Source organism: Bacillus nitratireducens (assembly GCF_036320425.1).
In the GTDB taxonomy this organism is placed as follows: Bacteria; Bacillota; Bacilli; order Bacillales; family Bacillaceae_G; genus Bacillus_A; species Bacillus_A nitratireducens.
Map to the genome: position 1 here is coordinate 35,822 of NZ_JAUMJO010000005.1, position 14,452 is coordinate 50,273.

A 14,452-nucleotide genomic window follows, 5' to 3' on the forward strand; every position below is an offset into this window, starting at 1 on the left:
TTTTCAGGAAGATAGGTGAACAAATATGTCCTTTATTGATGAAGAAAAATATCGTATTAAACGTGCAGGGAAAAAGAAACATAAAGGTATTGTTATTTCTAGTATAGCGGGAACAATTGTAGGGGCTTCATTATTTGCATTTGGAGCGCCTTTATTTTCAAATCATGAAGGTAAGCTTCCGCAAGTTGAAGCAAGTGAAAAGAATATGGCTGAAGCTCAAAGCGGAAATGTGTCTGTTAAACAAGTTAGCTTTGTAGACGCTGTTGATCGTGCTTCAGAGGCTGTTGTTGGTGTTATTAACATTCAACGAGACGATTTTTCAGAGGCTGATTCGGAAGCTGGTACAGGTTCTGGTGTGATTTATAAGAAAACAGATGGACATGCGTATATTGTAACGAATAACCACGTTGTTGCTGGGGCGAATCGTATTGAAGTGAGCTTAAGTGACGGTAAGAAAATTCCAGGTAAAGTATTAGGAACCGATGTAGTCACAGACTTGGCGGTACTAGAAATAGATGCGAAGCATGTGAAGAAAGTGATTGAAATTGGCGACTCTAATACCGTTCGTAGAGGAGAACCAGTTATTGCGATTGGAAATCCACTTGGGCTACAATTTTCCGGAACTGTCACACAAGGTATTATTTCGGCTAATGAGCGTATTGTTCCTGTAGATTTAGATCAAGATGGGCATTACGATTGGCAAGTAGAAGTATTGCAAACAGATGCGGCAATTAATCCAGGTAATAGTGGTGGAGCGCTTGTAAATGTATCTGGACAATTAATAGGTATTAACTCAATGAAAATTGCAGCAAAAGAAGTAGAAGGAATTGGACTAGCTATTCCAGTTACGAGAGCTGTTCCTATTATGAATGAACTAGAAAAGTACGGTAAAGTAAGAAGACCTTACGTTGGGATTGAACTAAGATCATTAAATGAGATTCCGAGTTACTATTGGTCAAAAACGTTACAATTACCAGGTAACATAACAGAAGGAGTCTGTGTTTTAGATGTGAAAAGTCCTTCTCCAGGTACGGATGCGGGTCTTAGAGAACATGATGTTATTGTGGCGGTAGATGGAAAAGCGGTGCACGATATTATTGGGTTCCGCACGGCCTTATATAATAAAAAAATTAATGATAAAATGACTCTTACGTTTTATCGTGGTACAAAAAGAGCGACAACAACGGTGAAATTAGGCATTCAAAAGTATTAAAAACAGGAGGGCCTACCTCCTGTTTTCTATTGTAGAAAAGTGAGGTGAAGAATATGAATTTACCTTGTTGTTTAGAACATGTTGAATTAGCATTAGACATCATTGTGGATGAGTGTGAAGTTGCACCGGTTATTAACAATGTGGATAACTCTGAAGAAGAGAAAAAAACATGTGAATTTTGTCAAAATGAGGCGACATATGTTGTATCGAACACAGATTCTCACACAATATGTGGGTAACATTTGTGGATATGTGGATAAGTGCTGTGGATAACGTGTTTGTAAGGTGGGGAATAGATGTGAATATCTCGATTATTTCAATCGGAAAATTAAAAGAAAAATACTTAAAACAAGGTATAGCAGAATACTTAAAACGATTATCTTCTTACGCAAAAGTAGAAGTAATTGAATTGCCAGATGAAAAGGCACCAGAAAATTTAAGTGAAGCAGAAATGTTAATTGTAAAAGAAAAAGAAGGCATACGTATACTGGATAAAATTTCTGATGATACGCACGTTATTGCGTTAGCAATAGAAGGAAAACAAAAATCATCAGAAGAATTTGCGGTAAGTCTAGATCGCCTTGCTACATATGGAAAGAGTAAAGTAACGTTTGTAATTGGTGGATCACTTGGACTTAGCTCAGAAGTAATGAAGCGTTCAAACGAATCTCTGTCTTTCTCAAAGATGACATTACCACATCAATTAATGCGATTAGTATTGCTTGAGCAAGTGTATAGAGCATTTCGTATTAATCGCGGTGAACCGTATCATAAATAAATTTTTCATTTGTATATAAAGAGTAAAAAAGACCATTGGACAAAAATCACCGATGGTCTTTTAAACATTAATAGATGGTATGTAGATTTCCTAAAATAAGTATGTTTCTATTTCTAAAAAAATATGCTGTAATATGAAGAGGGAAAAAGTATAAGTAGTCATAGAAGTGAGGAATTAAAGGTGAAGAAGTTTAAGAAGTTTTACTTGGAGATTACAAGTGTATGTAATCTTGCGTGCAGCTTTTGTCCGCCGACGGAAAGGCAGAAGCAATTCATTTCTGTAGAGGATTTTGCTAAAAGATTAGACCAAATTAAACCTCACACAGACTACATTTATTTGCACGTGAAGGGTGAGCCGTTGCTCCATCCGAAAATAGATCAACTATTAGATTTAAGCCATGAAAAAGGGTTTAAAGTTAATATTACAACGAACGGAACGTTAATTAATAAGAGAAGGCATAGACTGTTAAATAAGCCTGCGTTAAGACAAATGAATTTTTCACTGCACAGTTTTGATGGACACCCAGGATCGCAAGATAAAGAGGGTTATGTAAGAAGTATACTTTCTTTCATTAGAGAAGCAACGAGTCAATCGGATTTAATTGTTTCACTAAGATTATGGAATTTAACTCAGGATAATAAAACAAATGCTGAAATCCAGAAAAATAGGGATTTATTATCCATAATTGAAAATGAGTTTGATCTATCCTATCAAATTGAAGAGAAGCTTACACCAGGAAAAGGTATAAAAATTGCAGAACGTGTATTTATCAATCAAGATTATGAATTCCAGTGGCCGGCATTGCATGAAGAAGAGGATGATGGAAAAGGATTCTGTCATGGTCTTCGAAATCAAGCAGGTATTTTAGCGAATGGAACGGTTATTCCTTGTTGTTTAGATGGTGAGGGAATTATTAACCTTGGAAATATTAATAGTGACTCATTTTCTAACATTATAGAAGGTGAAAGAGCAACAAACATTGTCGATGGATTTTCGAAAAGAGTTGCGGTAGAAGAACTATGTAGAAAGTGCGGATACCGCAAAAGATTTGGAAAGTAAATAAAGAATAAGCCCTCATAAAGCGAGGGCTTATTTTTTATTCTTGATAAGAGCGCTCTAATTCATCAATTAAGGAACCGACGTAAGAAACAGCTTTACGGATTGCATCTGGTTTTGACATATCTACCCCGGCATGTTTCATTAATTCAAGTGGTTTCATCGTACCACCAGCGCGAAGTACATCTAACCAGCGATCAACGGCAGGTTGCCCCTCCTCTTTAATCATTTGAGCTACCGCAGTAGACGCAGTGAGGCCGGCGGAATAGGTGTAAGAATATAATCCCATATAATAATGAGGTTGACGCATCCATGTTAAACCAGCGCCTTCATCAATTTCTACGGAATCTCCCCAGAATGTCGAAAGGACCTTTGTTTTTATTTCAGTTAAAGTTGTAGCTGTGAGTGCTTGCCCTTCTTCTGCTAGGGTATATACTCGTCTTTGATATTCTCCCTCAAGTAGATGGGTAACGAAGTTGTGGTAATATGTGCCGAGTAGTTGCAGAATAATCCATCTGCGCATTCTCTTATCATCGGTAGTCGCTAGTAAATGCTGGGCTAATAGTAATTCATTCATCGTTGATGGTGCTTCAACAAAGTACATAGATGGACGTACATTCATAATGCGCTGATTTTTATTGGCTAAATAAAAATGACCAGCATGTCCAAATTCATGAGCTAATGTGAAGCATCCACGCATCGTATTTTGCCATGTAATTAAAATGTAAGGATGGGAACCATACGGGCTAGAGCAGAAAGCACCTGTTGATTTACCTATATTATCTGCAAGGTCTACCCATCTTTCCTTAAATCCTGTTTCGATAATCGTATTATATTCAGGTCCTAATACTTTTAAAGATTCTTGAATTAATTTACCAGCTTCATCGTATGTGATGGTTGGATTAAATTCAGAATCTAACGGTGCGTGTAAATCGCAGAAGAGCATTTGATCGAGACCTAATACTTTCTTTTTTAAATCTGCAAAGCGGCGCATATGAGGCGCTAATTCGTTATAAATAATATCTAGTTGGTTGTTATACATTTCAAGTGGAACTTTTTGAGGTTCTAAAAGCATATGGGTAACAGACTCGTACTTACGTAAACGAGAAAGTGTCACTTGTTTTTTTACTTCAGTAGCATACGTTGTTGCAACTGTATTTTTATATCGTTTCAATGTGGAAATAAATGATGAATACGCTTCTCTACGTATATATGCGCTTGGAGAAAATTCATACTTACTTTCAAATAATGCAAACGATACAGGCAAATCATTTCCTTGTTCATCTTGTATAGAAGGGAAATCCATATCGGCTAATTTAGTCATGCCGTAAATTTTGTAGGGAGAACTATGAACTTCACCGAGTGCAGCAAGAGCTTCTTCTGTTTCAGGAGAGAGCGTGTGCTGCCTTTTTTGTAGTATTTCTAGTAACGATTTACGGAAAGGCTCAAGTTTTGTTTCCTCAGTTAAATATTTTTCAATGGTTCCTTCTTCAAAAGAGAGAATTTCGTTATGAATAAAGGATAGTGCGGTATGTACTTTCGTCCCTAAAGCGGAAATTTTGGAAGAGTTCGCTTGAATAACTGGATCTGTACGATCAGCGGATTCTTTTAAATTTGCATATGTGCCGAGTTTTGTTAATTTCATTAGAAGCTCTTCTTCTAAAAGTAGGCAATTTAATAAGGTAGCGGGGCCAGTGTGTAATTGTCCTTTAAATGCATCGAGTCTTTTTATATCATTTTCTAATACATTTAGTGCAGTGTGCCATTCATCATCAGACTTATACAAATCAGAAAGATCCCATGTTAGTTCAGTAGGAACTTCCGCGCGAATAAGGCGTTTCTCAATTACATGTTTCATTTAATGTATCCCCCTTATTTTAAGTATCTAAAAATATAATACTAGAAAATTCAGTGAAATGAAAATATTTTACATTTTTATACATGAAAAAGAAGGACAAGCATAAAAAATACTTGTCCTTCGAGTTAAATTTAAAAATTAATATACTTTATCACCGTTGAAAATAGAGTTTTTCACAACTACATAATCTACAGTACGAATTGAGTCTAACTTTGTTCCACCAGCGTAAGAGATAGAAGATTGAAGATCTTGTTCCATTTCGATTAAAGTATCTTCTAAAGAACCTTTATGCTCAACGAACATTTTCTTACCTTCAACGTTTTTCTTCTCGCCTTTTTGGAATTCAGAAGCTGAACCGAAGTACTCTTTATAAAGTTTGCCATCTTTTTCGATTGTTTCCCCTGGAGACTCTTCATGACCAGCGAATAGAGAACCGACCATAACCATAGTTGCTCCAAATCGAATTGATTTAGCTACATCACCATGCGTACGAATACCACCGTCAGCGATAATTGGCTTACTTGCAGCTTTTGCACACCAGCGAAGTGCAGCTAACTGCCAACCACCAGTTCCAAAGCCTGTTTTAATTTTAGTAATACAAACTTTACCAGGTCCAATACCAACTTTTGTTGCATCAGCACCAGCGTTTTCTAATTCTCTTACCGCTTCTGGAGTTCCAACGTTTCCAGCAATAACGAAGCTTTCTGGTAAATGTTTTTTAATATGTTGAATCATGTTGATCACAGCATTAGAGTGACCATGTGCGATATCGATTGTAATGTATTCAGGTGAAAGTTGCTCAGCAGCTAATTGTTGTACGAATTCGTATTCGTCTTCTTTAACACCAACGCTGATTGAAGCAATTAATCCACGTGATTGCATATCTCTAATGAATGAGATTCGTTTCTCTGGTTGGAAACGATGCATGATATAGAAGTAATTATTTTCAGCTAAATAAGTTGCGATTCTTTCATCTATAATCGTTTGCATATTTGCAGGTACGACAGGTAATTTAAATTTATGTTTTCCTAAAGTGACAGTTGTATCACATTCAGATCGGCTGTTTACAATACATTTTGCAGGAATTAATTGAATGTCTTCATAGTCAAATACGTTTTCCATCATTTACACCCCTAAAATACGAATATTTTATTTTTATTGATTAAAAATGTTCGTCCATAGGATAATTTACATCATTTTTATTAAGAAGTCAAAGATTTTCTTAACATTTTTTTTGAAAGAAGCTAATATCTTTTAAAAATAACGTTAAAAACGAATTTAAATAGTTTTTATATGAATAACGTTCGTTTATAAAAAGAGTAAGGAAAGTTGCGATAATTGCATAAAATTGTATGTGTGCTTCTTATTTTGGGTGAGGGGGCTGGGGGAATACGATGAAAAGGTTAATACTAATAATAGGAATAACTTTGTTGGTTGTTGCTGGATACGGCAATAATGATGCATTTGATAAGGCGAAGAAACAAGGAGATTTAGCACTGGAAAATAAAGAATACGATAGAGCAGTCGCATCTTTTGAATTAGCATTAAAAGAAAAGAAGGATGACCGAGAAGTAAGGCTGAAGATGAATCAAACGAATAAAATGATTGAAGCATTGCAGGAAAGTAATATAGACCGGGCAATTTCGTTATTAAGAGAAATTGAAAATGACTCTGCTAGTTCAGTTATATTAGTCAAACAAGTAAAAGAAAAACGAGAAGATTTATCTAATCAAAAAGATGAGGAAGAGAAATATAAGCAAATGCTTGCTAAAGTAGAAGAGTTGAAAAACGAGCAGAAGTTTGTGGATGTAAAAGAGCAACTGAACGTAATTATTAGGGAAACGAAAGGGAAAGAACAGTTTAAAATATATTATCAAAATGCGAATGAACAAATTACACAGATTGTGCCGAGGACAGTAGAGGTAGATAAAACAAAAGATGAGAACCGTAAGGAAGAAAAAGTAATAGAAGAGAAGCCGAAGAAAGAAAGTGTTATTACCGGTCAAAAGGCAGAATATATTACTAAACTAAATAGTATTGAGGAGAGTTTGAAGAAACTCGATTATTTATATGAGAACGGAATTACAACTGAAATGAAAGAAGGGGAAGTTAAAAGATACGATGCATGGGATCAGGCTTTAAATGAGATTTATGGCGTTTTGAAAAAGCAACTTTCTACAAGTGAAATGAACACTTTGAGAGAGAAACAGCGTGAATGGATTAAGTATCGAGATCGTAAGGCGGAAGAAGCTTGGAATGAATCTGGGCAGGGAACATTATCAGGGATAGCAACTATTTCATCGAAGGCAACTAGTACGAGGGAAAGATGTTATCAGTTAGTTGAACAGTATATGAAATGATAAAAGTTTATTTTTATAATGAAATAATATTTTTGAAAAATTTCTGAAATAGAGACCCCTTTTGTTTAGTCAGGCGAATCACGAATGATTCGCCTTTTTATGTGAGCTTTCAAGTATAATGAATAAGGTGATAATAACGTATATGATGATTCAGTGATAGGAAAAGCGAAAAAAGAAAATAATATATCATAAAAAGAGGTTAATATATGAGTAAAAAAAGTTTTGCTGATTATGCATTAAGTAAAGAAATTGTAAGAGCACTTACTGGTTTAGGCTATGAACATCCAACGGAAGTGCAAGGAGAGGTTATTCCAGTTGCCTTGCAAAAGAAAGACCTTGTCGTGAAATCACAGACTGGAAGTGGAAAAACTGCTTCATTTGGCATACCACTTTGTGAAATGGTGGAGTGGGAAGAGAATAAGCCACAAGCTTTAGTTTTAACACCGACGAGAGAGCTTGCGGTGCAAGTGAAAGAAGATATTACGAATATAGGCCGATTCAAAAGAATTAAGGCTGCTGCAGTTTATGGTAAATCGCCATTCGCGCGTCAAAAATTAGAGTTAAAGCAAAAAACACATATTGTAGTTGGGACTCCTGGCCGTGTGTTAGATCATATTGAAAAAGGTACTCTTTCTTTAGCGTGTTTGAAGTATTTAGTTATTGATGAAGCAGACGAAATGCTGAATATGGGCTTTATCGATCAAGTAGAGGCAATTATTGACGAGTTACCTACAAAACGAATGACAATGTTATTTTCAGCAACACTTCCAGAAGATGTTGAAAAATTATCTCGTAAATATATGGATTCGCCAACGCATATTGAAATTAAGGCTGCTGGGATTACAACAGATAAAATTGAACATACACTTTTTGAGACGAGAGAAGAGGAGAAGCTTTCACTTCTTAAAGATGTAACAACGATTGAGAATCCAGATAGTTGTATTATTTTTTGCCGCACACAAGAAAATGTAGATCACGTATTTAAACAATTAGATCGCGTTAACTATCCTTGTGACAAAATACATGGTGGTATGGTACAAGAAGATCGTTTTGAAGTTATGGACGATTTTAGAAAAGGAAAGTTCCGTTATTTAGTAGCGACAGACGTAGCAGCTAGAGGAATTGATATTGATAATATTACACATGTTATTAACTATGATATTCCATTAGAAAAAGAAAGTTATGTACATCGTACGGGAAGAACGGGACGAGCTGGTAATAAAGGAAAAGCTATTACATTCATAACACCGTATGAAAATAGATTTTTAGAAGAGATTGAGGAGTACATCGGCTTTGAAATTCCAAAGGCGCTTGCACCCTCAAAGGAAGAAGTTATGAAAGGGAAAGCAGTATTTGAGGAAAAGATACACGCTAAACCAATTATAAAGAAAGATAAAAATGCGGACCTAAATAAAGGAATTATGAAATTGTACTTTAATGGCGGGAAGAAAAAGAAAATTAGGGCGGTAGATTTCGTCGGTACAATTGCTAAAATTAAAGGTGTTACAGCAGAAGATATAGGCATTATTACAATCCAAGACAATGTTTCTTACGTTGAAATATTAAATGGAAAAGGACCACTTGTTTTAAAAACCATGAAAAACACAACGATTAAAGGGAAACAATTAAAGGTTCATGAAGCAATTAAGTAAACAAAAAAGCTATCCATTGTAACAGATGGATAGCTTTTTTATTTAAGATTCTTTTAAATCATCAACTAATTTTTCCGCTAAACGTCTATACATATTACTCATAGTCACGAAGGATGTTAGTAATAAAAGCTTTTCTAGCGTTGGATCTTCTAAGGAAGAAACCTCGTTTACATCCGTAACACGTTTATTTACGTCTTGTTTAAAGCTTTCCACATTGGTTTCAGTAAGAGAAAGATAATCTTTATATAGAGTATTTAATTCGAATGTATCATCGTTTATTAACGGTGCATTTATATTTTCTAAGGAGCTTTTTATATCATTAATGGAAAGGGCTCCTTTTAATTGATAAATTAAGCTGATTAAAATCATATGCTCTTTTGAGTACTTTTTATTTTTGATAGGGATGAATAATTTCCCTTTTGCGTAATTGTTAATCATTGTTTTTGTTAACACTTTTTCATCATCAGTTCTCGTTGTATCCGCATAAGTATTCTCAAATAGTTGAACGACTTGGTCTACATATAAGTCGACATTTGGGATATCCTCAAGTTTAATATTTTTTTCTAAATGTAATGATTCAAGTAATTTATTTATATTTTCCACGTAGAACCCCTCACTTTTATAACTTAGTGGAACTTAATGTTTAGTATATCTTTAAATATGGTATTACGAAACAAATGAAATGTAAATGTTGACCCGTACGAATAATGTGTATATAATTACATGTAGTTATGAAAACTACATGTAATTATATGAGGGGTGTTTATATGAATGCTTATGTAAGAGAACCGGTTAATGCATTTACTCACTTAGGGGGAGCTGTATTATCATTTATTGCATTATTAGCTATGATTGTGAAAGTTTCTGTTAAGATGCCATCTTTTGCTGCAATTACAGCTGTTATTTTATTTGGTATCGGGATGATGGTCCTTTATATGGCGTCAGCTGTGTATCATAGTGTCGTAGCCAGTGAACGTGTTATTTATTTCTTTAGGAAGCTAGATCATTCTATGATTTTTATATTAATTGCAGGTACATATGCACCCTTTTGCTTAATTACATTAAATTCGGCAAATGGTTTACTATTATTTTGTTTAGTTTATGCAACGGCAATTTGTGGTATTGTTTTTAAAATGTTTTGGTTTAATTGTCCAAGATGGTTATCGACAGCAATTTATCTTCTGATGGGTTGGTTAATTGTTCTATTCTTTGCACCGCTAGCTGAGAATTTAAGTACAGGAGGTATTATTTTCTTAGTACTTGGAGGCATTTTTTATACAATTGGTGGGTTTATTTACGGTGCGAAGCCAAAATGGTTGGAGTTTAAATATATGGGACACCATGAAATTTTTCATGTTTTTGTATTGTTAGGTAGCCTTGCTCATTTTCTAAGTGTATATTGTTACGTAATTTGATCAAAAAACGCCACGCGATGTCTGTTATGTGGCGTTTTTTTATTACCTGATTGGAATCGTGTATTGTATAAAATAATTATGGGATAAAATGTAAGTTTCTGTGTTCGCATAATAAACATTGGATAAGAAATATGTGATATACTTTGAGAAGTTTATAATGAATGAAATATGGAGGACTATAATTATGGCAATACTTGTAACAGGTGGAGCAGGATATATTGGTAGTCATACATGCGTAGAATTACTAAATAACGGTTACGAAATTATAGTAGTAGATAATCTTTCGAATAGCTCAGTAGAGTCTATAAATCGAGTGAAAGAGATTACAGGAAAACAGTTTACGTTTTATAAAGAAGATATTTTAAATCGCGAAGCACTGGATATGATTTTTGAAGAAAATACAATTGAAGCTGTTATTCACTTTGCAGGCTTTAAGGCCGTAGGAGAATCAGTAGCAATTCCGTTAACGTATTATCATAACAACATTACAAGCACATTAGTGCTATGTGAAGTGATGCAGAAGCATGATGTGAAGAAGATGATCTTCAGTTCGTCTGCAACAGTGTATGGTATCCCAGAAACATCACCAATTACGGAGGAGTTTCCATTAAGTGCAACAAATCCATATGGTCAAACGAAATTAATGATTGAACAAATTATGCGTGATGTAGCATTTGCGGATGAAGAATGGAGTATCGCATTACTTCGTTATTTCAACCCATTTGGCGCGCATGAAAGTGGACGTATTGGAGAAGATCCAAACGGAATTCCAAATAACTTAATGCCATATGTAACGCAAGTAGCAGTAGGTAAGCTAAAGGAATTAAGTGTATTTGGAAATGACTATCCAACAAAAGATGGCACGGGTGTCCGTGATTATATTCACGTTGTAGACTTAGCCAATGGCCATGTAAAGGCGCTTGAAAAGGTACTTGGCACTACTGGGATAGATGCATACAATCTCGGTACAGGTACTGGTTATAGTGTATTAGAAATGGTTGAAGCATTTGAAAAAGTTTCAGGCAAGGAAGTTCCTTATAAAATTACGGAACGTCGCCCTGGTGATGTCGCAGTATGTTTTGCAGATGCATCAAAAGCGAAGCGTGAATTAGGATGGGAAGCACTACGCGGATTAGAAGAGATGTGTGCAGACTCTTGGAGATGGCAATCAAATAACAAAAATGGCTATCTAGAAGTTTAATAAGCAGATAAAAAAATGACCTTTTTGCAGGAGCAAGAAGGTCATTTTTATTTATTTATTTCCATTAAGTTTATTAGCAAATTTAGTAAAGAAAGTTCGTCGTTTTATAGGAGCGTTTGACTGACAAAATGTATAGTAGTCAATATCTTTAATATAAGTAAAGAGTCTAGAAATAGCATATAAGAATGTAATAGAAGATCCAAGTGCAAAACTAATACCGTAACCATTGAATCCAAATGGTAGTAGAAGAAGACTTAATAACAGGTTTGCAAAAAAGAACAGAGCCGATGTTCGAAATGCTCCTTTACGATCTTCAAAATATAAGAGTAGTAACGTAATAACAAGAACCATACCGTTTGCATAAGCACCAATTATAGTCAGCTGTAAAATAGAGTATTCAAGTGTTACGTTCCCAGATTGTGAACTAAACATCCATATTATAAAAATAATAAGTAAAGAAAAAATACCTTGATTACGAAGTATTCGTTCCATTTCTTGTTTTAGAACAAAGTTCATTGATTCTTTTAATTGTAAAATTGTATTTAATGTTGCCCCATTGTTAACTGAACCGAAGAACTTCTTATACCGTTCATAAAACCTTGTTTCAATGGATACTACGAAGAAAATATAAGTTGGGATAATACTTAAATAAGCCCAGAAAACAGAGGTATCATATATTTGATGATAAATAAACGTGTTTTCAATATTTCCTCGCCCTTCTCCGAACCAAATAACAAAGTTACATACCCAAATGCCAATATTGTAAAATAGGCTCGACCAAAATAGTTCTGGATATTTATCTAAATAAGAAAGAAAGGTAAATTGTTCAGTAGCATCACTATTTGGAAACATTCGTACAATAACTATACTTAACCACACTAATGTAATGAAAGTCCCGATTGTAAAAGCAATTAAAAGTAATAGGGCAAATCCATGTTCTATTCCAAGTGTCGGATGCCAGTAAGCTATAAGCGCAATTCCAGATAAAGAGAAAATGGAACCAATTAAAAATGCAAGAGCGATAGACTGATAATCTTTAGCTGCTGTTAAATAAATGGATTGAATCCAAATGATATTTAAAGCTAAAAATAAGAATAGCATCACGATTTTATAATACAAGGCTAATGGTGTAAAAATTGCAAACAAAAGCCATAAGATAATAGCTAAGAAAAGTGTGATTTTCGTCATTCCTAAAAAGGACGAAAATACTTTATCAGCTTTTTGCTCGTATAAAAGGTCAGCCACATATCTAGTTACGATGAGCTGCAGGGCACCATATATGATTTGAGAAAAAATAAAGCAGTATGAAATTGAAATTGTGAAAAGGCGCTGTTCCTCAATCGAAATAGAATGGAACAAACTTAAAATGTATCGAATAGCTGTTACTGCTAAGATGACGACTAACCACGGACCGGCTGTAACAAATAATGAAAATCCGTATGCTTTTATTCTTGAAGAATAGTAGTCTTCTTGGAATAATTTTTGTAAACGAAATCCTATTCCTGCCATGTTTTTTTACCTCTTTCTAAGTAAAGCTTACGATAACTATCAACGACGCCTGATAATTGATAGTGCGCTTCAATACGATTGCGCCCATTATCCCCAAATTGTTGAATGGATTCAGGGTGACGATAATACCACTCTAAATGAATGGCAACTTGCTCAGGAGATACAGGTGGTACAACAAATCCGCATTGCCCGTAAGGATCTCCGTCTTGTCCGTAAATTAACTCCCTACAAGAGCCGACATCTGTAACAACCCATGGTAATCCTGCCGCCATTCCTTCTAACATAGCTAATGGTTGTCCTTCAGATATACTTGTTAATACGAGAATGTCTGTTTGTTTTAAGTAATCTTTAATATTTACTTTTCCGGTCATTATTACATGTTCTTTTAATCCTAATTGTTGAATTAAGTCACGACATTCCTGAGCATATTCTGCTTCTTCTGTATCAGGACCTAGTAAGTAAAATATAAATGGAATATTTTTTTCAAATAGTAATTTAGCTGCATAAATCATTGTTTTTACATCTTTAATTGGCACAACTCGTATAATAGCGGAAATGATGAGTTTATCTGAATTATACTTTGGTTTACGTAACCCTTTATAGTCAGATAAAGTAACGCCATTTGGAACGATTTTTAGTTTATGAGCTGGGGCACCTAATTCTTTTTGATATGCACTATTTCGGCCGAACAACGTAATTACATCAGCTGCTTGTTCATATGCTTGATGAGACAAGTGATGAAAGAAAGAAACCCATCTTTTTTTGTATTCAATTGGTATCCAAGTAGACTGTAGTATTTCTTCTTCACGCTCCCGAGAGTAAATACCGTGTTCAGTTAGAATAAATGGTATATCAGACTTGGCGCTAATTGCAGCACCAAGCAGTCCACCATAACCTGTCGATACAGAATGAATAAGATCTAATTCGGGAAAATCAATTTGTAAAATTTGAATGATTGGTGTGAACATAGATCTCCACATCCAAAAATAATTTAAGAAGGAACCACTACTTTCTTCATATAAATAGCTTTCTTTAACAATTTCATAAAACTCACGACTTTCGAAGAAGGAATGGAGTGTTCCTAGCTTTTGTTTATCCCCTAATATTTGTAATGCTGTTGTATCGTTGGCTTGAAATGTAAACCATTTTTGAAGTGTCTGTACTTCTTGTTCAGTTAAATTAGTTTTTACATGTTTTGATTCATTTTCTGATTGCAAAGGAATCATAATGATATCTTTTACGTTGCTTGGAATTTCATATTGATATTCATCCTCTGTTTTTACTTGAGGGACTATCGCAAAAATCGTAAATTCATGTTCTTTAAACTGCTGGATAATCATTTGAACCCAGCTTGCTACCCCTCCACTTACAAAGGGGTAGCTGCCTTCGACGACCAAACCTATTCTCATC

Annotated in this window: 13 protein-coding genes; 8 read left to right on the forward strand and 5 right to left on the reverse strand. The window is 34.7% G+C overall.

The genetic code is table 11. From position 1 onward, the window contains the following. The first annotated feature begins 25 nt into the window (after positions 1–25). From Q3V31_RS19085 to Q3V31_RS19100, 4 genes are all read left to right on the forward strand, one after another. Complete coding sequence (locus Q3V31_RS19085) at positions 26–1,213, forward strand: S1C family serine protease (protein WP_000008027.1); 1,188 nt, start codon at positions 26–28, stop codon at positions 1,211–1,213. Between the two features lie 53 nt (positions 1,214–1,266). Next, positions 1,267–1,452, forward strand: coding sequence for a CxxH/CxxC protein (locus Q3V31_RS19090; protein WP_001052825.1), 186 nt, complete (start codon positions 1,267–1,269; stop codon positions 1,450–1,452). Positions 1,453–1,511: 59 nt separating this feature from the next. Then, positions 1,512–1,991, forward strand: coding sequence for a 23S rRNA (pseudouridine(1915)-N(3))-methyltransferase RlmH (gene rlmH / locus Q3V31_RS19095; RefSeq protein WP_001027006.1), 480 nt, complete (start codon positions 1,512–1,514; stop codon positions 1,989–1,991). Between the two features lie 180 nt (positions 1,992–2,171). After that, on the forward strand, positions 2,172–3,050 hold the full coding sequence (locus Q3V31_RS19100; protein WP_000713628.1) for a radical SAM/SPASM domain-containing protein: 879 nt from the start codon (positions 2,172–2,174) through the stop codon (positions 3,048–3,050). Positions 3,051–3,087: 37 nt separating this feature from the next. Here the strand turns inward: Q3V31_RS19100 and pepF are convergent, their stop codons facing one another. Both pepF and guaC read right to left on the reverse strand, forming a co-directional pair. Further along, a complete protein-coding gene (gene pepF, locus Q3V31_RS19105) occupies positions 3,088–4,905 on the reverse strand; it encodes an oligoendopeptidase F (RefSeq protein ID WP_090813660.1) in 1,818 nt (605 codons plus the stop codon). A gap of 138 nt (positions 4,906–5,043) precedes the next feature. Further along, positions 5,044–6,027 carry a GMP reductase gene (guaC, locus tag Q3V31_RS19110; RefSeq protein ID WP_000432440.1) on the reverse strand — a complete coding sequence of 328 codons (984 nt, stop codon included), beginning with the start codon at positions 6,025–6,027 and terminating at the stop codon, positions 5,044–5,046. A 272-nt stretch (positions 6,028–6,299) separates the two neighbouring features. On the opposite strand from guaC, the gene Q3V31_RS19115 reads away from it, so the two are divergent. Together Q3V31_RS19115 and Q3V31_RS19120 are read left to right on the forward strand one after the other, a co-directional pair. Further along, positions 6,300–7,265 (forward strand): lysozyme inhibitor LprI family protein, encoded by a 966-nt coding sequence (locus Q3V31_RS19115; protein WP_329766185.1) that lies wholly within the window; start codon positions 6,300–6,302, stop codon positions 7,263–7,265. Positions 7,266–7,471: 206 nt separating this feature from the next. Beyond that, positions 7,472–8,917 (forward strand): DEAD/DEAH box helicase, encoded by a 1,446-nt coding sequence (locus tag Q3V31_RS19120; RefSeq protein ID WP_000039333.1) that lies wholly within the window; start codon positions 7,472–7,474, stop codon positions 8,915–8,917. Between the two features lie 42 nt (positions 8,918–8,959). Here the strand turns inward: Q3V31_RS19120 and Q3V31_RS19125 are convergent, their stop codons facing one another. After that, entirely contained in the window at positions 8,960–9,520 is a 561-nt protein-coding gene (locus Q3V31_RS19125) for a DUF1836 domain-containing protein (protein ID WP_000427893.1), read from the reverse strand. Positions 9,521–9,684: 164 nt separating this feature from the next. Between Q3V31_RS19125 and trhA the strand changes: the two genes are divergently transcribed. Next, positions 9,685–10,332 carry a PAQR family membrane homeostasis protein TrhA gene (gene trhA, locus Q3V31_RS19130; protein ID WP_000995373.1) on the forward strand — a complete coding sequence of 216 codons (648 nt, stop codon included), beginning with the start codon at positions 9,685–9,687 and terminating at the stop codon, positions 10,330–10,332. 184 nt (positions 10,333–10,516) lie between these two features. Next, positions 10,517–11,533, forward strand: coding sequence for a UDP-glucose 4-epimerase GalE (gene galE, locus Q3V31_RS19135; RefSeq protein WP_088008270.1), 1,017 nt, complete (start codon positions 10,517–10,519; stop codon positions 11,531–11,533). Positions 11,534–11,584: 51 nt separating this feature from the next. Here the strand turns inward: galE and pelG are convergent, their stop codons facing one another. After that, positions 11,585–13,042 carry an exopolysaccharide Pel transporter PelG gene (gene pelG / locus Q3V31_RS19140; RefSeq protein WP_000907285.1) on the reverse strand — a complete coding sequence of 486 codons (1,458 nt, stop codon included), beginning with the start codon at positions 13,040–13,042 and terminating at the stop codon, positions 11,585–11,587. Next, positions 13,030–14,451, reverse strand: coding sequence for a GT4 family glycosyltransferase PelF (gene pelF / locus Q3V31_RS19145; RefSeq protein WP_098403653.1), 1,422 nt, complete (start codon positions 14,449–14,451; stop codon positions 13,030–13,032). Before pelF ends, pelG begins: the two co-directional genes overlap by 13 nt. Between the last annotated feature and the right edge of the window lies 1 nt (position 14,452).